20 protein-coding genes and 1 other annotated feature are annotated in these 21,572 nt (G+C 37.5%); of the genes, 13 read left to right on the plus strand and 7 right to left on the minus strand.

Annotated features, from left to right (window positions below):
* Positions 1–53 precede the first annotated feature (53 nt).
* On the minus strand, positions 54–740 hold the full coding sequence (locus MHB65_RS03495; protein WP_205441358.1) for a Crp/Fnr family transcriptional regulator: 687 nt from the start codon (positions 738–740) through the stop codon (positions 54–56).
* A gap of 268 nt (positions 741–1,008) precedes the next feature.
* On the opposite strand from MHB65_RS03495, the gene MHB65_RS03500 reads away from it, so the two are divergent.
* A complete protein-coding gene (locus MHB65_RS03500; protein ID WP_342442504.1) occupies positions 1,009–3,135 on the plus strand; it encodes an AAA family ATPase in 2,127 nt (708 codons plus the stop codon).
* Positions 3,136–3,184: 49 nt separating this feature from the next.
* Here the strand turns inward: MHB65_RS03500 and MHB65_RS03505 are convergent, their stop codons facing one another.
* The gene (locus MHB65_RS03505; protein WP_004227469.1) at positions 3,185–3,379 is read right to left on the minus strand and encodes a YjzD family protein; all 195 of its coding nucleotides are present in this window, start codon (positions 3,377–3,379) and stop codon (positions 3,185–3,187) included.
* Positions 3,380–3,727: 348 nt separating this feature from the next.
* Here MHB65_RS03505 and MHB65_RS03510 point away from each other — a divergent pair, with 348 nt between their 5' ends.
* The 4 genes from MHB65_RS03510 (at position 3,728) to MHB65_RS03525 (ending at position 8,244) form a co-directional block, all read left to right on the plus strand.
* Complete coding sequence (locus MHB65_RS03510) at positions 3,728–4,894, plus strand: IS256 family transposase (protein ID WP_342442505.1); 1,167 nt, start codon at positions 3,728–3,730, stop codon at positions 4,892–4,894.
* Between the two features lie 812 nt (positions 4,895–5,706).
* A complete protein-coding gene (locus MHB65_RS03515; RefSeq protein WP_205441364.1) occupies positions 5,707–6,645 on the plus strand; it encodes a beta-ketoacyl-ACP synthase III in 939 nt (312 codons plus the stop codon).
* Between the two features lie 30 nt (positions 6,646–6,675).
* Positions 6,676–7,917 (plus strand): beta-ketoacyl-ACP synthase II, encoded by a 1,242-nt coding sequence (gene fabF, locus MHB65_RS03520; protein ID WP_342442506.1) that lies wholly within the window; start codon positions 6,676–6,678, stop codon positions 7,915–7,917.
* A 105-nt stretch (positions 7,918–8,022) separates the two neighbouring features.
* Positions 8,023–8,244 carry a hypothetical protein gene (locus tag MHB65_RS03525; protein ID WP_016994330.1) on the plus strand — a complete coding sequence of 74 codons (222 nt, stop codon included), beginning with the start codon at positions 8,023–8,025 and terminating at the stop codon, positions 8,242–8,244.
* A 2-nt stretch (positions 8,245–8,246) separates the two neighbouring features.
* On the opposite strand, the gene trpS is transcribed toward MHB65_RS03525, so the two are convergent.
* Positions 8,247–9,236: a tryptophan--tRNA ligase gene (gene trpS, locus MHB65_RS03530; RefSeq protein WP_342442507.1), complete on the minus strand. Its 990-nt coding sequence runs from the start codon at positions 9,234–9,236 to the stop codon at positions 8,247–8,249.
* A gap of 117 nt (positions 9,237–9,353) precedes the next feature.
* Positions 9,354–9,575, minus strand: a binding site (T-box leader).
* A 490-nt stretch (positions 9,576–10,065) separates the two neighbouring features.
* Between trpS and spxA the strand changes: the two genes are divergently transcribed.
* The 4 genes from spxA to pepF all read left to right on the plus strand — a co-directional run bounded on the left by spxA (position 10,066) and on the right by pepF (position 14,750).
* On the plus strand, positions 10,066–10,461 hold the full coding sequence (spxA, locus tag MHB65_RS03535) for a transcriptional regulator SpxA (protein WP_025116803.1): 396 nt from the start codon (positions 10,066–10,068) through the stop codon (positions 10,459–10,461).
* Between the two features lie 434 nt (positions 10,462–10,895).
* Complete coding sequence (gene mecA, locus MHB65_RS03540) at positions 10,896–11,564, plus strand: adaptor protein MecA (protein WP_004227456.1); 669 nt, start codon at positions 10,896–10,898, stop codon at positions 11,562–11,564.
* 195 nt (positions 11,565–11,759) lie between these two features.
* Positions 11,760–12,881 carry a competence protein CoiA family protein gene (locus MHB65_RS03545; protein ID WP_342442508.1) on the plus strand — a complete coding sequence of 374 codons (1,122 nt, stop codon included), beginning with the start codon at positions 11,760–11,762 and terminating at the stop codon, positions 12,879–12,881.
* A gap of 51 nt (positions 12,882–12,932) precedes the next feature.
* On the plus strand, positions 12,933–14,750 hold the full coding sequence (pepF, locus tag MHB65_RS03550; RefSeq protein WP_342442509.1) for an oligoendopeptidase F: 1,818 nt from the start codon (positions 12,933–12,935) through the stop codon (positions 14,748–14,750).
* A gap of 748 nt (positions 14,751–15,498) precedes the next feature.
* On the opposite strand, the gene MHB65_RS03555 is transcribed toward pepF, so the two are convergent.
* The 4 genes from MHB65_RS03555 to MHB65_RS03570 all read right to left on the minus strand — a co-directional run bounded on the left by MHB65_RS03555 (position 15,499) and on the right by MHB65_RS03570 (position 18,315).
* Positions 15,499–16,308 (minus strand): DsbA family protein, encoded by an 810-nt coding sequence (locus MHB65_RS03555; RefSeq protein WP_205441374.1) that lies wholly within the window; start codon positions 16,306–16,308, stop codon positions 15,499–15,501.
* Positions 16,301–16,708: a hemoglobin gene (locus MHB65_RS03560; protein ID WP_004227447.1), complete on the minus strand. Its 408-nt coding sequence runs from the start codon at positions 16,706–16,708 to the stop codon at positions 16,301–16,303. The genes MHB65_RS03555 and MHB65_RS03560 overlap by 8 nt, the downstream gene beginning before the upstream one ends.
* Before the next feature lie 220 nt (positions 16,709–16,928).
* Positions 16,929–17,699 carry a lytic transglycosylase domain-containing protein gene (locus MHB65_RS03565; protein ID WP_205441376.1) on the minus strand — a complete coding sequence of 257 codons (771 nt, stop codon included), beginning with the start codon at positions 17,697–17,699 and terminating at the stop codon, positions 16,929–16,931.
* 4 nt (positions 17,700–17,703) lie between these two features.
* Positions 17,704–18,315 (minus strand): CYTH domain-containing protein, encoded by a 612-nt coding sequence (locus MHB65_RS03570; RefSeq protein WP_342442510.1) that lies wholly within the window; start codon positions 18,313–18,315, stop codon positions 17,704–17,706.
* A gap of 126 nt (positions 18,316–18,441) precedes the next feature.
* Between MHB65_RS03570 and MHB65_RS03575 the strand changes: the two genes are divergently transcribed.
* Genes MHB65_RS03575 through MHB65_RS03590 form a run of 4 tightly spaced genes read left to right on the plus strand, consistent with a single transcriptional unit; the run spans position 18,442 to position 21,254 of the window.
* Entirely contained in the window at positions 18,442–18,825 is a 384-nt protein-coding gene (locus tag MHB65_RS03575) for a hypothetical protein (protein ID WP_205441398.1), read from the plus strand.
* A 56-nt stretch (positions 18,826–18,881) separates the two neighbouring features.
* Positions 18,882–19,553 carry a GTP pyrophosphokinase family protein gene (locus MHB65_RS03580; protein ID WP_205441400.1) on the plus strand — a complete coding sequence of 224 codons (672 nt, stop codon included), beginning with the start codon at positions 18,882–18,884 and terminating at the stop codon, positions 19,551–19,553.
* Entirely contained in the window at positions 19,550–20,344 is a 795-nt protein-coding gene (locus tag MHB65_RS03585; protein WP_205441402.1) for an NAD kinase, read from the plus strand. The genes MHB65_RS03580 and MHB65_RS03585 overlap by 4 nt, the downstream gene beginning before the upstream one ends.
* The gene (locus MHB65_RS03590) at positions 20,319–21,254 is read left to right on the plus strand and encodes an RluA family pseudouridine synthase (RefSeq protein ID WP_342442511.1); all 936 of its coding nucleotides are present in this window, start codon (positions 20,319–20,321) and stop codon (positions 21,252–21,254) included. The genes MHB65_RS03585 and MHB65_RS03590 overlap by 26 nt, the downstream gene beginning before the upstream one ends.
* The last annotated feature ends 318 nt before the right edge of the window (positions 21,255–21,572 follow it).

A 21,572-nucleotide genomic window follows, 5' to 3' on the forward strand; every position in this document is an offset into this window, starting at 1 on the left:
AATATTAAACCCTGCTTATTCAAAAATAAGCAGGGTTTTTGCTTGTAACGAAATTAATCGATACGGCATATTTGTAATGGACAATTTTCACAGGCAATTTCATTTTTTAAAAATTGTAAATCATGAATGGTAATAAATCCTTTATCAAAAGTGATAATCTCATGTTTTTTTAAATCATTCAGCATGCGATTGATCATTTCACGACTTGTTGCACACAAATTCGCAATTTCTGTATTGGTTAGCTGAAAATCAATAAAAATCGAGCCATTTTCTAAAGGTTTACCATACGTATTAGAAAGTCGAATGAGCGTTGAAAATAGAGCACCTTTTTTACCGTTTAACACTAAATCGCGCAAACGACTTTGATGCTTTAAATTTTCTGTTTGCAACCACTTCATATATTCCACCATAATTGTCGGCTGCTCTTCTAGTAAATGCTCCAAAGATTTACGACTCAAAACATACAGCGTAGAGGGTTCTAAAACTTTGGCAGTCATCGAATTATAGACGAGATTACAAAATAATGAACCTTCTCCTATTATACTGTCAGGACCACAAATACGAATGGTTAATTCCTTGCCAGTTTCGGATTCTTGGCTAATCGAAATAACACCTGATTGGATGTAATAAATTTCTTTTGCCCGTTCTCCCTCTAGAAAAATTTTATTTCCTTTATTCACTTTGATAAAAACACCGTGCTTTTGAAAAAGATCCTTAATTTTTTCAAACATATTATCCATTAAAACCATATCTCCAACACATCGCTTTCTTTTTGTAATAAATGGCGATTATTACAAAAGGATAGTGGATTTCGATACTAAAACATAGAAACATATCATTATTATAACGTAGATTTCCATAATAAGTGAAAAAAATTTAGTGCAATTTCTTTGCTAAGCATTGTCGAGTGATGTAAAATAAAGTTAGTCAAAAAAGGTCAAACTTTTTCAAGTAAATAAGATAGGGTATATAAATAATGAGAAACATGAAAGTAAAGGAGTGCTAGCTATGCAATTTCAACAAACAGACAATAAAAAACCATTAGAGCAATTTGGACGTAATTTAATTGAAGAAGTGAAAAATGGCAAGATGGACCCTGTTATAGGGCGTGATGAAGAAATCCGAAATGTCATTCGTATTTTAACACGGAAAACGAAAAATAATCCTGTATTAATCGGTGAACCAGGAGTTGGTAAAACAGCGATTGTTGAAGGTTTAGCACAGCGTATTGTAAAAGGTGATGTACCAGAAGGCTTGAAAGAATGTGTGCTATATGAACTGGATATGAGTGCGCTAATCGCTGGTGCAAGCTATCGTGGACAATTTGAAGAACGCTTAAAAGGTGTGCTAAAAGAAGTAAAAGATTCAGAAGGACAAATTATTCTATTTATTGATGAAATTCATACGATCGTAGGCGCAGGAAAAACAGATGGCGCTATGGACGCAGGAAATATGCTGAAGCCAATGCTAGCACGTGGTGAATTACACTGTATTGGTGCTACTACTTTAGATGAATATCGTATGTACATTGAAAAAGATCCCGCGTTAGAACGCCGATTCCAGCAAGTACTAGTGCGTGAGCCTTCTATAGAGGATACAGTATCCATTTTACGTGGCTTAAAAGAACGCTTTGAGTTGCATCACGCCGTACGTATTCATGATAGAGCCATTGTTGCGGCAGCAGAACTATCCAATCGCTATATTACAGAGCGATTTTTACCTGATAAAGCGATTGATTTAATTGATGAGGCTTGTGCGATGATACGTACGGAAATTGATTCCATGCCACAGGAGTTAGACGCAGTCACTCGTCGTATTATGCAGCTAGAAATTGAAGAACAGGCTTTACGTAAGGAGAAAGACGAGGCAAGTAAAAAGCGTCTAGAGCAATTACGTGAGGAATTAGCAAAGTTAAAAAAATCCTCTGAGGGCATGCGACAACAATGGGAAGCAGAAAAAGAAAAGCTTCACGATATCCAGAAAAAACGGGAAACATTGGATAAATATCGTCGTGATTTAGATGAGGCGGAAAGTAAATATGATTTAAATAAAGCTGCTGAATTACGTCATGGTAAAATTCCGACACTTGAAAAAGACATTCAGGCACTTGAAAAGGAATTAGAGAACGGTGCAGAATCTCGCATTTTACGTGAAGAGGTAACAGCAGATGAAATCGCTGCAATCGTTTCACGTTGGACAGGAATTCCTGTTACAAAATTAGTGGAGGGTGAGCGTGAAAAACTCTTACGTTTAAAGGATACATTACATGAACGTGTGGTTGGGCAAGATACAGCTGTTCAATTAGTGACAGAAGCTGTATGGCGTGCACGTGCAGGCATCAAAGATCCACACCGACCTATTGGTAGCTTTTTATTCTTAGGCCCAACTGGTGTAGGTAAAACAGAACTTGCCAAGGCACTTGCTGCACAGTTATTTGATTCAGAGGATCACTTTATTCGTATTGATATGAGTGAATACATGGAGAAACATAGTGTGTCCCGTCTTGTTGGTGCTCCTCCAGGTTATGTAGGCTATGAGGAAGGTGGACAACTAACAGAAGCCGTTCGCCGAAATCCTTATTCTGTGGTGCTACTAGATGAGATTGAAAAAGCTCATCCTGATGTGGCGAATATTTTACTGCAAATTTTAGATGATGGACGTATTACAGATAGTCAGGGACGTATGGTGAATTTTACAAATACAGTGGTCATTTTAACTTCGAATATTGGTTCTAGCTATTTAATGGAAGCAAAAGAAAATGATGCTACTGTAGAAGACTTAGTCATGACAGCTCTAAGACAACATTTTAAACCAGAGCTATTAAACCGAATGGATGATATCATCTTCTTCCATGCTTTATCTACTAAACATTTTACAGCGATTGCTTGGAAGTATGTGGAGCAATTGATTCAACGTGTGGCAGAGCAAGAAATTACTTTATCTGTCGAGCAAGAAGTCATTGATTGGGTAGTACAGCAAGGCGCAGATGCCCAATTTGGAGCAAGACCACTAAAACGCTTTGTACAGCGACATATTGAAACAGCCGTTGCTAAAGAACTCTTACGCGGAGAAGTTTTACCAGAGGAGACATTGTATGTAAAAATGCGTGATGGCCAATGTGTTGTGGAGAAATAACAGAAAAAACCTGTTCGGCATGAAGCTGAACAGGTTTTTTCTAGCTGAATTAATGATGGTCTGCAGCTTCTGGTGTAGGGTCGTTTGGAATGATTGCTCCAATAATAAAGATAAGGATGGAGAATACAACCGAAACGATTGCCCCTGTTTTGAAATCAAATGGTACACCAAGTACAGAGCTGACTACGTAGTTTAACATAGAAACTAGTAGGAATGACCATATGAACGTTACGATATATTGCATTAATTTCACCTCAACCGAACTTTTTTCATCATAAGGTTTTACTCATATTCATTATCATATCATAACATAAATCAAAAAAAAATGAACCATTTATGTGAAACATGGCGATTTTGTCACAACAAATATGAGTTTTTGTATTTTATGTTTGGTGATGCTAAAGTATTTACGAATGGTTCTGAAATAGGGGAATGCGCTCCTAAGCTGGTGAAAAGCGCTCAGAAATAGTGGAAATCCGCTCCTAAACGGATTAAGTCCATATAATTGTGTAAAAAGAAAAGGGGTCATTTTCTCTCCTCTTGGTTAGAATGTTTTCAACCACGAACACATTTTAAGAGAGGTAGATTAAAAATGACCCAATTACAGTTTAACCTAGACATGGATCTTTTAAAAGATTCCGTTATGAATTCCACTATTGATGCTGTTGTAAAGTCAGCTATTATTTTAGTCTTAAATGAATTTATGGAAAAAGAAAGAGATGCCTTCCTACATGCATCTGCCTATGAACGTTCTAATGAGCGTCGTGATTACCGTAATGGGTACTATGAACGTGAACTGACTATGAGTATTGGTAAGATAAAACTAAAAGTTCCTAGAACGCGTCATGGTGAATTTTCTCCTACTGTTTTTGACAAGTATGCACGTTGTGATCAGGCATTTGTTCTTTCTATGCTGGAGATGGTTATTAATGGCGTCTCTACACGAAAAGTCACACATATTGTAGAACAACTTTGCGGCGAATCCGTTTCTAAATCTTTTGTTTCTTCACTCACACAGAAACTGGATCCGATCGTGAACGAATGGGCAAATCGTCCATTAAACACCATGTATTATCCTTTTGTTTTTGTAGATGCCATGTACATAAAAGTACGTGAACATCAACGTGTCGTATCAAAAGCTGTTTATATCGCTACGGCCATTACGGAAGAAAATAAACGCGAAATTATCGGTTTAAGTGTGGATCATGTTGAAAGTTTTGATAGTTGGAGCTCTTTTTTTAAACAACTCAAATCACGTGGACTTCAATCACCTCAACTAGTGATTTCAGATGCTCATCAAGGGCTTCAAAAAGCGATACAGCGTGAGTTTATCGGTACTGCTTGGCAAAGATGTAATGTGCATTTTAAACGAAATATTATCGAGAAGCTTCCTAAAAAAGACTTCGTTGATATCCGAATGATGATGAAGCGCATTTTTGAAGCCGTAACCCTTGAAGATATTCGAAAGTTTAAAGATGAATTAATGGACCAATTTGGAAATAATCCAAAGTACGAAAAAGCTCTTACTATCTTAGATGAAGGTTTCGAAGATACCATCCAATACATGAATTATCCAGCAGATATACGCTGTCATATTCGAAGTACAAATTCACTTGAACGATTAAATCAAGAAGTGCGTAGAAGAGAAAAGGTCATACGAATCTTTCCAAATACGCAGTCTGCCTTTCGATTGGTAGGTGCTATTTTAATGCAGTATCAAGAAACGATTTACTCAAAGAAAAAAGGTTTAACCAAATAGAACAAGTTTTTTTCAACGTATCTTCCATTCATGGAGTATTCCACAAGCAGTAAAGGCTATCAAAGTGAAAAGAGCCTTTGACAGCCTTTACTGCCTGTGGAGATATAAACCCATGGAAGTTACGGGCAAAAAAATGGTAGTGTTGTTAAATGGATAAACAAAATTTGGCTACATCGATCAAGAGCTATGAATAAACGCTAGGTTGAAAACTTCTGTATAGAATTTTACACAATAATTAGGACTTGACTCCTAAACGGATAGAAAGCGCTCTAAAACAGGAGGCCCCCGCTCAAAGATGGATAGAAAGCGCTCTAAAAAGAGAGAACCCCGCTCAAAGATGGATGAAAGGCGCTCCAAAAAAAAGGGGCCCCGCTCCTAAATGGAGAGAAAGCGCTCCAAAAAAGAAGGCCCCCGCTCAAAGATGGATAGAAAGCGCTCCAAAACAGGAGGCCCCCGCTCAAAGATGGATGGAAAGCGCTCCAAAAAGGGAGAACCCCGCTCAAAGATGGATAAAAAGCGCTCCAAAAAAGAAGGGCCCCGCTCAAAGATGGATGGAAAGCGCTCCAAAATAGGTGAACCCCGCTCTAGGTTCACTAAAAGCGCTCCAAAAACTAAAGAACCTGCTCAACAAAGGATAATAAACCCTCTAAAATAGAAGGCCCTCATTTCATCAAATTCCTTCACCTCGATAATCAAACAACACCACCCTCATACACATAAAATTTAAATCATCTTGCGTCTTTCCTTTTGTATGCGTTATAATTATGACCAGTTACTAATAATTGATAGTAAGAAAGCTGAGGGGTTGCTATATGAACGCTGGTATTATAGGAATAGGCAAATATGTTCCTGAGAAGGTCGTTACAAATTTTGATTTGGAAAAAATAATGGATACTTCGGATGAATGGATTCGTACTCGAACAGGCATTGAAGAACGTCATTTTGCGGCAGATGATCAGGAAACTTCAGATTTAGCAGTAGCTGCTGCAAAAGAAGCTATTGCAAATGCGGGGATTACGCCTGAGGAAATTGGTTTAATTCTTGTAGCAACTGTCACACAGGATCAAAATTTTCCAAGTGTAGCTTGTATGGTTCAGGAACAACTCGGAGCAGTGAATGCTGCAGCGATGGATCAAGCAGCAGCATGTGCAGGATTTATATATAGCTTAGTGACAGCAAAGCATTTTGTTGAGGCGAATGCTTATAAATATGTCTTAGTAGTAGGTGTAGAAAAGCTGTCGAAAGTCGTTGATTGGGAAGATCGTAATACAGCTGTATTATTTGGCGATGGTGCTAGTGCAGCTATCGTTGGGCCAGTATCTGAAGGTAGAGGTATTTTATCATTCGAACTTGGTGCAGACGGTACAGGCGGAAAGAATCTTTACTTATCGAAGCAAGACACAATTGCGATGAATGGTCGTGAAGTGTTTAAGTTTGCTGTGCGTCAAATGGGTGAATCGGCTGTTAATGTATTAGAAAAAGCGGGATTAACAAAAGAAGATGTTGATTTTTTAGTGCCGCATCAGGCAAATATACGAATTATGGAATCTGCTCGTGAACGATTAGAGCTACCACCAGAAAAAATGTCAAAAACGATTCATAAATACGGAAATACTTCAGCAGCATCTATTGGGATTTCCTTGGTAGATGAGCTCGAAGCAGGTAAGATTAAAGAGGATGATTTATTAGTCCTTGTAGGTTTTGGTGGCGGCTTAACATGGGGTGCCGTAGCCATGAGATGGGGAAAATAAGTAGGAAAAATGCTTGAGGGGAGTAAGACAATGAGTAAACGACGAGTAGTAATTACAGGAATTGGCGCAGTTACACCACTAGGAAATAACATCGAAGAAACATGGGCAAACATTAAAGCTGGTAAATCTGGCATAGGTGAGCTGACACGTTTAAATAAAGATCTTTTTGCAGCAAAAATCGCAGCAGAAGTGAAGGACTTCGATATTGAAAAATATATTGATCGTAAAGAAGCACGTAAAATGGATCGTTTCACACAATACGCATTAGCTGCTTCCATTATGGCAATGGAAGATGCACAGCTAACAATTGATGAAGAGCTAGCTCCACGTGCAGGTGTATGGATTGGCTCTGGTATCGGTGGAATGGAAACATATGAACAACAATTTTTAACATTCCAAGAGCGTGGTGCAAGACGTGTCAGTCCATTCTTTATTCCAATGATGATTCCTGATATGGCTTCGGGCCAAGTTTCTATTCACTTTGGTGCAAAGGGAATTAACTCTTGCTCTGTAACGGCATGTGCTTCGGGTACAAACTCTATTGGGGATGCCTTTAAAGTAATTGAACGTGGGGATGCAGATGTCATGATTTCGGGTGGTGCTGAATCACCAATCGTAACAATGGCTGTGGCAGGCTTCTGTGCCAATACAGCTTTATCATTAAATCAAGACCCACAAGCAGCATGTCGCCCATTCGATAAAAACCGCGATGGCTTTATTATCGGAGAAGGTGCAGGTATCGTTATTTTAGAAGAATATGAACATGCAAAAGCTCGTGGTGCCAAAATCTATGCTGAAGTTTTAGGTTATGGTGCAACAGGTGATGCACATCACATTACGGCTCCAGCTCCAGAGGGTGAAGGTGCAGCACGTGCGATGACGCAAGCATTAACAGATGGTGGCGTAGAGCCATCACAAGTTGATTATATTAATGCTCATGGTACGAGTACGCCATACAATGATTTATTTGAAACACAAGCTGTTAAAACTGCTTTTGGTGAGCATGCGTATAAGCTTGCAATGAGCTCTACAAAATCGATGACGGGTCACTTATTAGGAGCAGCTGGTGGTGTGGAAGCGATTTTCACAGCATTAGCCCTTAAAGAAGGGATTTTACCTCCTACAATCAATTTAAAAGATCCTGATCCTGAATGTGATTTAGATTATGTTCCAAACGAAGCAAGAGAAGCAAGTATTCAATACGCAATGAGTAATTCTCTTGGTTTTGGTGGTCACAACGCAAGTCTTCTATTCAAAAAATATGAAGCCTAATATGTAAACATAAAAAACGTCAGCCGAATTTAAATGGCTGACGTCTTTTTTTATAGTTTTGTGAATAAATGATAAGTAAGAAGAAATAGAAAGGATGCCACTACGATGTTTCGTCTCTTTTTATTTTTAGTAAGTTATGGCTTAATGATCCTCTCAGTAGGGAATCTCATATTGTATTTAAATTACCGCACACTAGGTTATTCATGGAAGGTTGTTTTCAAGTTTATTTTTCAAACAACAGAATTTTATATGGCGGTAGGAGCCTGTATTATCATCTGTGCAGTTGTGCTTGATCTAGGCTTTGATCGATCCTCAGACAAGCCGTAAGTTTAGCGACGTGCGCGACCAAGACCCATGGCATCTTCCATACGTTTTAATGTAGCACTGGCAATCGCATTCGCCTTTTCAGCACCCTCATCTAGAATGACATCTAATTCGGATGATTCTACTAGATGATAGAATTTTTCTTGAATAGGTGTTAGGTGTTCAATCACTGCTGTTGCTACACCTTGCTTGAATCCACCATACCCAATTCCCTCATATTTTTTGACTAAATCTTCAATCGCTATACCTGAAATAGCCGATTCGATTGTCAATAAATTTGAAACGCCTGGTTTATTTTCCACATCAAATGCAACGATACCGTCAGAGTCTGTAACGGCTGATTTTATTTTTTTCTCAATTTCTTTCGCCGTATCTAATAAACGGATTGTCGCTTTCGTATTTGGATCTGATTTACTCATTTTCTTTGTTGGCTCTTGTAAGGATTTAATACGAGCGCCTGCTTTTGGTAATTGAATTTCTGGAATCGTTAAAACATCACCAAAGCGTTTGTTAAAGCGTTCTGCTAGGTCACGAGTCAGCTCGATATGCTGCTTCTGATCATCGCCGACAGGAACAATATTTGTGTTATAAAGTAGTATGTCTGCAGCCATTAAAGGTGGGTATGTTAAAAGAGCAGCAGATACGCTTTCCTTACCGTGTGATTTATCTTTAAATTGTGTCATGCGTTCTAGCTCTCCGATAGACGCAACACATTGTAACATCCATCCTGCCTGAGCATGCGCTGGCACCTCTGATTGGATGAATAACGTAGATTTTTTAGGGTCAATGCCTGTAGCAATATAGGTAGCAGCTAGCTTACGAATACTTTCTCGTAATTCTTTAGGGTCCTGTGCAACAGTTATGGCATGTTGATCAACGATACAATAAATCGCATTTCCTTCATCTTGTAGTGCAGGGAATTGCTTGAATGCTCCTAAATAGTTCCCTAAAGTTACGATACCTGTAGGCTGTACGCCAGAAAAAATAGTTGTCATTAAAATTTCCTCCTCGAATTCAAATTCTGTGACAATTGTCAGCAGCGTTACCTTCATCTTTCAATCTGTTTGATGAAGACAAAAAAACATCATGCGTCCTCATTAGATTTTTTCTAATGAAGGGACGAATGATGTTTGAATCCGCGGTACCACCCAGCTTGCCTAAAAAGGCCACTCAGCTTCGTAACGTGAAGGGACGAGCTTTGCTATTAGCTTTAAGAAGCGTTCACAAAGCTAACTCGGAAGTCCATTCCACATGCCTCCACGATCTGTTTGCAGCAACCACAGACTCTCTATACGTGAATTAGCACATGTACTACTCTTCGTCAGCGTTTTTCTCAATTTAAATTGTTCAAATTGATTTGATTGCAAAGAATTATATTATAAAGATTTCTTTATGTAAAGTCAGACTTTTGACGGTGTTTTTTTTCGAGAAAAAATTATATGCTTTTTTTGTTGTGTAATTTTGTTATAAATATAAATTTTTTTATTAAAATATTGTTGAGGTGTACACGTCGAATTGACAATTTTCTCGTTTATTTTTCTTAAATGAGAACAAGTAAGATAGATGTTTGGATGTTTAAAATGCTTGAAAAGTGGGAATGGTAGTAGTAGCACATAAGTTTGAAGAAAATACACTACATTAAAAAGCTGTATAAATAGACAGAATATTTAGGGATAGGTTCAGACTTTTTTTATTGGAACTATATTCAAATACAGCGGAGTACTGTATAATGGTACTGTGTATTTTACATTACATTAATTCTAATTTAACACACTGGTTCTGGTTTATAGATAATGATTCGAAATGAAAGGATGTGTCAGAATGATTGTAACCCTATTTACATCACCAAGTTGTACCTCTTGTCGTAAAGCGAAAGCTTGGTTAGAGGAGCACGAAATTCCATATACAGAACGTAATATATTTTCTGAACCGCTCAGCATTAGTGAAATAAAAAAAATTTTACGTATGACAGAAGACGGAACTGATGAAATTATTTCTACTCGTTCAAAAATATTCCAAAAATTAAATGTGGATGTTGAAAGTTTACCATTACAACGTTTATATGAATTAATTCAGGAATATCCTGGCTTATTACGTAGACCAATCATTTTAGATGAAAAACGTCTACAGGTTGGCTACAATGAAGATGAAATTCGCCGTTTCTTACCTCGAAAAGTTCGAGCATATCAATTACAAGAAGCGCAACGAATGGTGAATTAAACCTTTCTATTCTGAATAATATATGTAATAGATGTTACAGATGTGGAATGCATGTTGTGACATCTTTTTTTTATGTTTTACTTCTGTAAAACCTTCTATATGAAGTATAATAATTAATAGGGAAAAGTCATATATTTCCGTAAAAGTATGTTAAACTTGATTTAAGTTAAATAGTTTACTACAATTTCAATAATTCAAATATCTTCTGTGAAACGGTGTATATCCTTTTCATTTTATGACAGAACAGCATACAATAGAGTTAGAGACAACTGTGAATACAAAAATTCATGTTTACGGTTACTCGATGGTTTTACTGTAGTGTGGTCAAAGGTTGAAAAACAAATGCAGTATGAAGGTTAAAAACAAAGAATAAAAGCATACTAATGAAACAAAACTGTTTTTCGACATATGACAGTGAAGGGAGATGAGGTCTAGTGGACATCGAACGTGTAAATGAAAATACACTCAAGCTCTTTATTACGTACAATGATATAGAGGATCGCGGCTATAGTCGTGAAGAAATTTGGTACAATCGAGCAAAGGGTGAGCAACTTTTTTGGGATATGATTGATGAAGTAAACACGGAGGATTATTTTGATGTAGAGGGTCCGATTTGGATTCATATCAATGCATCTGAAGTTGGCTTAGAAATCATTGTCACACGTGCACATATTTTAAAAGACGGTGAAACATTAGATGGTCATTCGAATTTTGATGAACACAAAGATATGTTTGCACCATTCGATGAAGTTGGAGAGGATCTTCTTAGCCAACTAACTCAATTTGGTGACATGGATGAGTCAGAATTATTTATGGATACAGACATTTATGTTTATAAATTTAAAGATATTGATGAGTTAATCCCTGTCGCAAAACGAATGACAGACGAATTAGTGGATTCCTCATTATTCAAATATGAAAATTGGTACTATCTAGTTGTTGATTTCGGAAACGCAGATGAGGATTTAAATCGTCATGATAGAAATGCAGTTATCAAGGAATTTTTAACACCATCCAATTTTACAATTCATCGTCTAGAGGAGTACGGTGAAAAAATTATGGAATTCAATTGCTTTGAAACAGTTCGAAAATACTTTGCATAAGCAATGAATCACCTAATTATTTTAGACTGTAGTGAAACTCGTAAAAGAATCGAGTTTTGCTACAGTCCTTTTTTATGCGTTCAACATCACGGATTTCTGAATAAGGTCGCATTTTTAAAATTTCAAGAAAAAACGGCTTTATTTTTGTTCATGCAACCCAATTCTATTATAGTTGGCTAAAAAGGAGCTGATTATATGCTTATTGCCTATAACAATCAACAGCAGCTATTTCTCCCATATCAATATACGAGGAAAGCTTTACAGCGATATAGGCGGCAGATGAAATTTTTTTGTCCTCAATGTTTGGAACAAGTTCAATTGAAAATAGGTAACTATAATATTCCCCACTTTGCACACTTCACTAAAAATCAATGTTCACAGCTATTCGCAGAAGGTGAATCTAAACTACATTTACAAGGTAAAATGCAATTATATGAGTGGTTCAAAAAACATGGACATCAGGTGGAACTAGAGCCATTTTTAAAGCAGCTTTCTCAGCGCCCTGATTTGCTCGTTACAATCGATGAGGGGCATTTCGCAGTTGAATTTCAATGTAGCACAATCTCTCATGAAAAATGGCATCAACGAACAATGGGCTATGAAAAAAACGATATACAAGCTATTTGGCTTTTTCAAACTCCTCAAAGCAAAGAAGCAATCAACGGCATCAGAAAAATTAGAATCTCCCCATTGCTGCAAAAAGCATTTATAACAACGACAACAGATTTGCCTTATTTACTGACGTACAACGCGGTGACAGCCCATTTTATTTATTGGACGAATCTTCTTCATGTTCACGGGCATACTTTCATAGGCAAAGTACAAAAAATTCCGGTCAATCAACAGCATTTTCCTTTTTATATACCAAAGCGTATTACCAAAGAAGAATTTCAAAGCTATTGGCAGCTCTATAAACAGACTTGTAGGCAATTTGCGTATAGTCGTCTTTTACATAATAAGAAGGGGGCACAAGATCCATTTTTACGCAATTGCTATGAATTAAATCTTTCTCTTACTGCTATGCCGCCATACATTGGTATTCCAGTGCAAGAAGGAGCGTCTATCTCTTTATTCACGAGTGAATGGCAAACGATGCTGTTGTATTTTAGTAAACAGTTAGGACGTCAACCATTTGAATTAACCAAGCATCAGATTAAAAACTTTTTATGTCAGCAACAGTTAGAAATAACCGAACAAGCAGTAAGAGCTATTCAAAATTATGGACAACTTCTTCAGCGAATGAATCATGAAGATGGTTCACTAGATAATTGTGAGCAAGTCTATGTACATTTATTTGCAATTGCCACAATATACTGAGAAAATATGAGAGTAAAAGGAAAAAAGCACATATAAAGGGGGCTGGCATACATGGCTAGTAACAGTAATCAGGTTTTGGTTAGAAAAGAAGTACCAGAAGAATTAACATGGCGTTTAGAGGATATCTTTGCAACAGATGCAGCTTGGGAAGAGGAATTGAAGGAGGTTGCAGAGCTTGCTAAACAGGCACCTAGCTATGCAGGTACTTTAAATAATGGGGCAGAGGCATTATTAGCAGCTTTGCAGTATCATGATCATATATATGAACGTGCAATGAAGCTCTACACATATGCACATATGCGCTATGATCAAGATACGACAAATAGCTTTTATCAAGATATGAACAGCCGTATTCAAACATTGGCAACGAGTATCTCAGCTGGCCTTTCCTATTTAACGCCAGAAATTTTATCATTAAGTGAAGAAACGATTGAAGGCTACTTAACAGAAAATCAAGACCTACAACTATATAAGCAATCATTAAAAGAAATTACGATGGCACGTCCACATGTATTACCAGCCGAACAGGAGGCATTGCTAGCGCAAATGTCTGAGGTAACAGGTACAGCTTCGAATACATTCAGCATGTTAAACAATGCGGATATGGTTTTCCCTCATGTGAAAAATGAAGAGGGGGAAGAGGTACAACTTACGCATGGTAACTATATCAAGTTTTTAGAGAGCAAGGATCGCTCAGTACGTGAAGGCGCATTTAAAGCTATGTATGAAACATATGGCAAGTTTAAAAATACGTTCTCGGCGACGCTAACAGGTAACGTGAAGAAGCATAATGTGAGTGCACGTATTCGTCATTATGAATCTGCACGACACGCAGCCATGTCTAATAATTTCATTCCAGAAAATGTATATGATCAACTGGTGGAAACAATTCATAAGCATTTACCAGCTATGCAGCGTTATATTTCGTTGCGTAAGAAATTATTAGGTGTAGACGAATTGCATATGTGGGATTTATTTGCGCCACTTGTTAAAGAGGTGGAAATGAAGGTCACTTATGATGAAGCGAAAGATATTTTAGTAAAAGCTTTAGCTCCATTAGGGGAAGAATATCAAAACATCGTCCAAAATGGACTGGATAGCCGTTGGGTCGATGTTTTAGAGAATAAAGGGAAGCGTAGTGGAGCCTATTCATCAGGCGCCTATGGTACGAATCCGTATATTTTAATGAATTGGCAAGACAACGTGAACAATCTATTTACTTTAGCACATGAATTTGGCCATAGTGTTCATAGTTATTATTCACGCAACAACCAGCCATTTGTTTATGGAGATTATTCTATTTTTGTGGCAGAGGTTGCTTCTACATGCAATGAAGAGCTATTAAATGACTATTTACTGAAAACAATTGATGACCCTCAACAAAAAATATACTTATTAAATCATTGGTTAGATGGTTTCAGAAGTACTGTATTCAGACAAACCATGTTTGCAGAGTTCGAACATCTTATTCATCAAATGGATAAGAATGGTGAGTCATTAACAGCAGATCGTTTAACAGAGGTTTATTATGAATTAAACAAAAAGTACTTCGGTGATGATATGGTGGTAGATGAGGAAATTGGCTTAGAATGGGCTCGTATTCCACACTTCTACTATAATTACTATGTTTATCAGTATGCGACTGGTAAATCAGCCGCTACAGCATTGAGTAAACAAATTTTAGAGGAGGGTGCACCAGCTGTAGAACGTTATATTAATAACTTCTTAAAAGCAGGATGCTCTGATTTCCCTATTGAAGTGTTAAAGGCAGCAGGCGTTGATATGAACGTAGCTAAGCCAATTGAAGATGCTTGTAAAGTATTTGAAGAGCGTTTAAATGAATTAGAAAAATTATTGTTGAATAATTAATTAAAAGGGCTGGGGAAATATTCCTACAGCCCTTTTTCTTTTAGCATGCGTGTGATTTGAAATGAAAGAATAATGATTTTTTTTGATTTCTAAATAGTTTAAAAGTGTGCATCTTGGAAAAATACTGTTTGTAATCGCTTTCTATTTGACAAATTTGTGAATCTAGTATTGGTTTCATTGCTAAATATATTATTCCATGATAGAGTAATTCTTGTGAAATAAATCACAAAACAAACATACACCCCTTTGTTTGAACGTGAACATTTCTCCCATCCCCTTTGTGAAAAAGAAGCGTCTCTATCGGTCGAGGATAGAGGCGCTTCTTTGTATTTTGCGTTATCTTGAAAAACAAAACCATCCATAGAATTTTTATGAAAGGTAAAAATGGAAGTCCATTGCAGGCTACTTGCTTTCCTGTCGGCGAGCGCCGAAAACGTTAACTTTTTAGCGATTTCCAAATAAGGAGAAGGTGTACACTACTCATTTTGGAGAGGTGTTGTCACTCATCGCTTCTCTACTGTCAGTATGAAAGAAAAGGAAATGACACTTTTTCAGCATTGTAGATAGCGTCACAGAGGAGACGCATTGAGTGAAGCAGTTCATCGGACGCCCCTGGAAAGGACGCTGGCGGAACGGAAATCAACCCTTCACCTTGTCAAAAGGTCTTTTACTGCTATTGACATGATCTTTTTTCAACAACATGAAAGGGACTCCATCATGATGATTGGAGTCCCTTTGGTTTATTGTATTATTTAAGACGCCATAACGTAGCGTGAGTAGTTTGGATTCGTTCGAGCTTTTGTTGCAGCATGCGTTTCTTTAGTTCACGCTCTGCTGCTTGCTCTGTTAATGAATAGATAAAAGCTATTTCGTTTGTAGAAAGAGTATGGAATTTAGAAAATAAGTCCTCTATTGATGGTAATGGCTGACGGACAAGCTGTTCGTTCAGCATTTCTTGTAAAATATGTTCATAAACTTCATAGGAATAGCTACCACTAACTTTTAGTCCCTCATCTTCAATACATTCATTGAAAAATACGATACTTGGTACTTCTTCCACTTCCATTTCGCGTTTAATATATAAATCGCATTGGAAAGCACGTGCTGCCTCCTTTGAACCAAAGTCAACAGTAAACTCATTCATATCGAGTTGAACATCCTCAGCTATTTTTAAAAGCGTTGCATAGGAGTTTACATCTTGATGACTTAATAATACATATTCTTGTAGTTTTGATAAATAACGTGCACCTGCACGTTTCCCCTGTAATTCAGCTGCTTTAATAGCGATAGAAGGTAAAACAGGGTGATTAATATCAAGTTCGATTCCTGAGATACAACCTTTGACACGTTTACTTAAGCAGTTTAAAGAAGTAAGTTCTGTGCTTAAAACAAAGCGCCATGTGAAGTAATGGTTGTATTCAAGTTGTAATTTACGAAGAGTTGCTTGCATACTGAAAGCTTCAGGGCAAAGTGGATCTACGAAAATATACAATTCAATTGGCTTGTTTGCAGTAGAAATCGTTGGCGTTGGCTCTTGCAACATTTGAATATTATTCACGTAACAATTCCCCCTCATCGTCATTTGGCGTATTAACCATGTGATGAGCTGTTAATACTAAACGTTGATAATAAGTTTCACGGAACTTCCCTTCCAAACCTACCTCATCCATTGCTTCTGACATACACTCTAGCCAAGCTTGAGCGCGGTCAGGTGTAATAGGAAAATTCATGTGACGTGCACGCATCATCGGATGTCCATGTTCTTCAGTAAAAAGATTTGGTCCACCTAAATACTGTGTTTGAAATTGAATTTGTTTACGGGCTGTCTCTGTTAAATCCTTTGGAAAGATTGGAATAAGATCAGGATGCTGAGCAACTCTTTTATAGAACGCATGAATGAGTTCTGACAGTTTTTCAGCTCCCAGCTCCTCATAAGGAACAGTGTATTTTCGACTCATAAGTTATATGCTCCTTTAATTCTTTATATCGTAAAGTACCACTTTGTATACTTCATCCTCATCAAAATGTGAAATTCTTGTGACTACCTTCATTCTATCAACGTCTTTTCGTTAACACAAACAAAGAGCTCTTTCGAATTGCTGTTCGCTACAAAAGCACAAATTTCACCACAATGGGTGAAATTTGTTGGAAAAAGCATGGATAACAGGAAAGATGCGATTACACTGTAAAGTAATTCATCACTTTTTTGACATAATTCTGTGTTTCTTTAAAAGGAGGGATACCTCCATATTTTGTAACACGAGATGCGCCAGCATTGTAGGCAGCTAATGCTAGAGTAGGATCATTATTAAATTTATCTAGCATTTGACGCAAATATTTTGCTCCAGCCATAATATTTTGCTCTGGATCAAAAGCGTTCGTCACACCTAAATATTGTGCTGTTGTGGGCATGAGTTGCATTAAGCCTTGCGCTCCCGCATGGCTCACTACGGTTGGATTAAAATTAGATTCTTGCTTGATAACAGCTGCAATAAGCTTCGCGGGTATCTGGTAAGTAGCAGCTGCTTTTTCAATAATGGCTGTATATTCATTTGCACCTGCTAGTGAATTGGCATAAGCTGTAGAACCTATTACATCATCTGAAACATAGGAATCAAGCTTTGTATTAGCATATGTGTTTGCTAATGCTTGTTTGACTGATTCAGGTATAAACACAGCATTAGAGCCTTTGTAAAGTAAGGATTCTAATGTACCTTGTTCCGAAGTAGCCAGTTGATTGACGAAATTTGAAGTATTTGATGTGCCTGAAGCAAGCAAGCTTGCTAATTTGGCATTACTTGCTGTCGAAGTTTCTCCTAATAATTCGTTAATCATGTCAGAAAAAATAGAATCATTGTCTGTCAAATTGTTTGTTGATGAACCCTCACTAGATCCAAGTGTTTGCAATGCCTGAATTTCAAGTAAAGATTTTAATGATTGAATATCCAAGGAGTCAGACACCTTCCTTTTTATACTTGTATAAATTTTGTGCTTTTAGTGCTTTCATAAAACGGGCAATTTTTTTATCAGTAGCCTGCTTTTCAATACCATATTGCTGTAAAAATTCGTCGAAAATTTTATTTCCTTTTATTGCATCTTTTGCTTCATATTCTACCTCATAATCGTCGCACTGCAAATAGAAAGAATGATCAAAAACAAGAAGCCCCTCTTTGTATGGAATTTCGACACGATCTGTAGTGAGTGAACCAAATACATGCAATTGTTCTAAAGGAATATGGTGGAGAGCTAATCTTTTAGCTACCTCTTGAGCATAAAATCCTTTGCCATCTAACATTTGCTGCGCCTGTATTGCTGTTATTTCATCCGTTGTTTCAAGGTGTGCATGCTCAGCATTTTTTTCTTTGAGCGTACATTCGTAATAATCATCAATTTGTCTAATACGAAGACCACTTTGTAGTTTGCGAATGGCTTGATTAGGTGTGTCGAAATAATGATTTGTTTGACGATGAATAGCATTTTGGCTAATGTGGAAGTCTTGTAATAATTGCTCGTATTGTTGTTTTGTTAATAGATTTTTAAATTCAATTTCAATTTCTTGTGTCATTTATCGTCACCTATTTATTTTTTATTTTTCATCCGTTGTTTCGCTTGATTTAATATTTACACACTGCAACTATTTACCCTGTGTGCTAAAATAAGAGGAAGAGTACAACGAAAAGGGGAACCGCACGTGCGTAAAATTTATACAATAGAAACATCGAACTTTGAACAAGATCAACTTCATTTTAGTTTAAACGACAATGAAGTAAATTTACAGTTAAAACCTGCTGGACAACTCATTGCAGATTCAGATGATTTTGCATTTATTTATTTACTTGATGCAGGTGACGACTATCATTACTTGCGTTTTCCACCGAGTAGTTGGGAGAATCTTGTACATATTTTACAAAAAGGGAAAAATCCATTACTACGAATTGGTGAAGAAGCGATTGAGCTGACAAATTTCTACGAGGAATTGGAAATGCTCGTGTATAATATTGAAGGAAATTACAATTATGGGGCAGAATTTGTCCAAGCAGTGGAGCAACACTTCAAGGCAATTCTCGCTGAATAGAAAGACAAAACGAACAGACGGTGGTGTTCGATACCGAATGTCGGGAGGTTTTTACAATGGGACAATGGGAAATATTTTTAAGTCCTTATAAACAAGCAGTAGATGAATTAAAAGTAAAATTAAAGGGTATGCGTTCGCAATTTGGTATTGTTAATGCCAATTCACCAATTGAATTTGTCACAGGACGTGTTAAGCCTTTAGCAAGTATATATGATAAAACGTTAGAAAAAGGATTAGCTTTTGAGCCTTCTAAACAACTTGGTGATGAACTTGGCGATATTGCTGGCCTTCGGATTATGTGTCAATTTGTTGATGATATCGCAACGGTAACAGAGCTTATTCGTCAGCGAAAAGATATGCGCGTAGTGGAAGAACGCGATTATATTACACATAATAAGCCTAGTGGTTATCGCTCCTACCATATGATCGTGGAGTATCCTGTTGAAACGATTCAAGGAAAAAAAGTAGTATTGGCGGAAATACAAATCCGAACACTGGCCATGAATTTCTGGGCATCAATAGAGCATTCTTTAAATTATAAATATAAGGGCATGTTCCCAGAGGAAATTAAGAATCGCTTGCAAAGTGCTGCAGAGGCAGCATTTCGGTTGGATGAGGAAATGTCATCCATTCGTAGTGAGATTCAAGAGGCACAGGCCTACTTTAGCGAATATAAAGAAGCATCGAATCCTAATTTACTAACAGAGAAGGAGCGTGACGCACAATGAAATTTTCGATTCAATCACGTAGAGATGCACAATCCAACGAGCTGATGGAACTTGCTAAAACCTATTTACAGGATTTTGGCTTAACATATGATGAAGAGACGCCAGAAATCGTTGTTTCGATTGGAGGAGATGGCACGCTTTTGCATGCCTTTCATCGCTACTCTCATTTATTAGACCAGGTAGCCTTTGTTGGTATTCATACGGGCCATCTAGGGTTTTATGCGGATTGGAAACCATCTGAATTAGAAAAACTAGTTTTGTCCATTGCTAAAAAGGATTTTAATGTTGTGGAATATCCACTGCTAGAAGTAAAGGTGGAGCATCATAATGCCGAATCAAATACGTATCTGGCTTTAAATGAAGCAACAGTCAAATCGCCAGATGTTACACTTGTGATGGATGTTGAATTAAATGGCAATCAGTTTGAACGTTTCCGTGGAGATGGACTTTGTGTATCCACTCCTTCTGGGAGTACGGCTTACAATAAAGCACTTGGTGGAGCCATCATACATCCCACATTAGCGGCACTCCAAGTCACTGAAATTGCCTCAATTAATAACCGTGTTTTCAGGACAGTAGGATCACCATTAATCTTGCCAGCACACCACCATTGTGTGTTACGTCCTGTAAATGAACAGAATTTTAATATGACTGTTGATCACTTGCAAATTACGCAAGGTGATGTCAAAGCCATAGCGTTTAATGTAGCAAATGAAAGAGTACGTTTTGCCCGTTTCCGACCATTCCCATTTTGGGAGCGAGTGCATGAATCGTTTGTCGCAAATGAATAACATGGATACAAGCTTTACATTGCAATTTATGGCTAAGAAAGATGGCCAATTATTACGAGAAGCTCTACAAGAGTGGCGTATTTCTAAGCGAGCCCTAACCGCTATTAAGTTCGATGGTGGCATGTTGACTGTGAATGGTGTCGAACGTAATGTGAGGCATATCCTGCAAGCTGGAGATTGTGTGAAAGTGACGTTTCCTCCTGAAGTAAAAAGTGATGGTCTTGCTGTCGAGCATGGCGATTTGACCATTGTCTACGAGGACGATGCCATTTTAGTGCTCAATAAGCCAGCACACCAAAGTACGATTCCCTCACGTGAGCATCCGACCAACAGCATTGCTAATTTAGTTTGTGGCTATTTTCAGCAGCAAGGATTGGCCTCTACGGCTCATATTGTTACAAGGCTAGACCGAGATACATCAGGCTTGCTTTGTATTGCTAAGCATGCTCATATTCATCATTTAACAGGTCTAGCTCAGCGTAATAGGGAAATTTCAAGACAATATGAAGCGATTGTCCATGGACATGTCGAACACAATTTTCAATCGATTATAGCTCCAATTGGACGTAAAGAAGCCAGTATTATTGAAAGAGAAGTACGAGAAGATGGGCAATATGCGCATACAGATGTAACGGTTCTAAAGCACTTTATAGTCGATGCTGAACCAATGACACATGTACGACTTCAATTGCATACAGGGCGTACACATCAAATTCGTGTGCACATGTCGCATCTTGGGCATCCACTTGTTGGTGATGACCTTTATGGTGGTAGCCGTCATCAGATTGATCGACAAGCACTACATTGTGTATCATTGAGTATGGAACATCCTTTAACGAGTGTGCCATTACAATTTACATGTATGCTAAATGATGACATGCAAAGGTTACTGAAGGAAGCTTATGCATAAATTTTTGATAGAAGGAGATGTTCGCACAAACGAGCATCTCCTTATCATTTTTTGATCTAGATTGAGCTGGCGACTTTCTTCACGAGGGAGATCGTTAACAGTTGTCACATGTCGTATGATTTGAGGTCGAGAGCTAGGGGAAAATTGGACGTATTGTTTATCTGTGCGTCAGCGATAATTATCCTGAGGCGAAAGGATATAGTAAGTAGATTATTTTTACACCTAATTCATAACAAAGTGACAAAGGTAAGGTATAGTAAAATAGAAATCGTTATGTTTTTAGGCGTATTATTGAAATTTATAAAATTCTGCCCAGTT

This window comes from Lysinibacillus sp. FSL K6-0075, assembly GCF_038592945.1.
GTDB classification, from domain to species: Bacteria; Bacillota; Bacilli; order Bacillales_A; family Planococcaceae; genus Lysinibacillus; species Lysinibacillus fusiformis_F.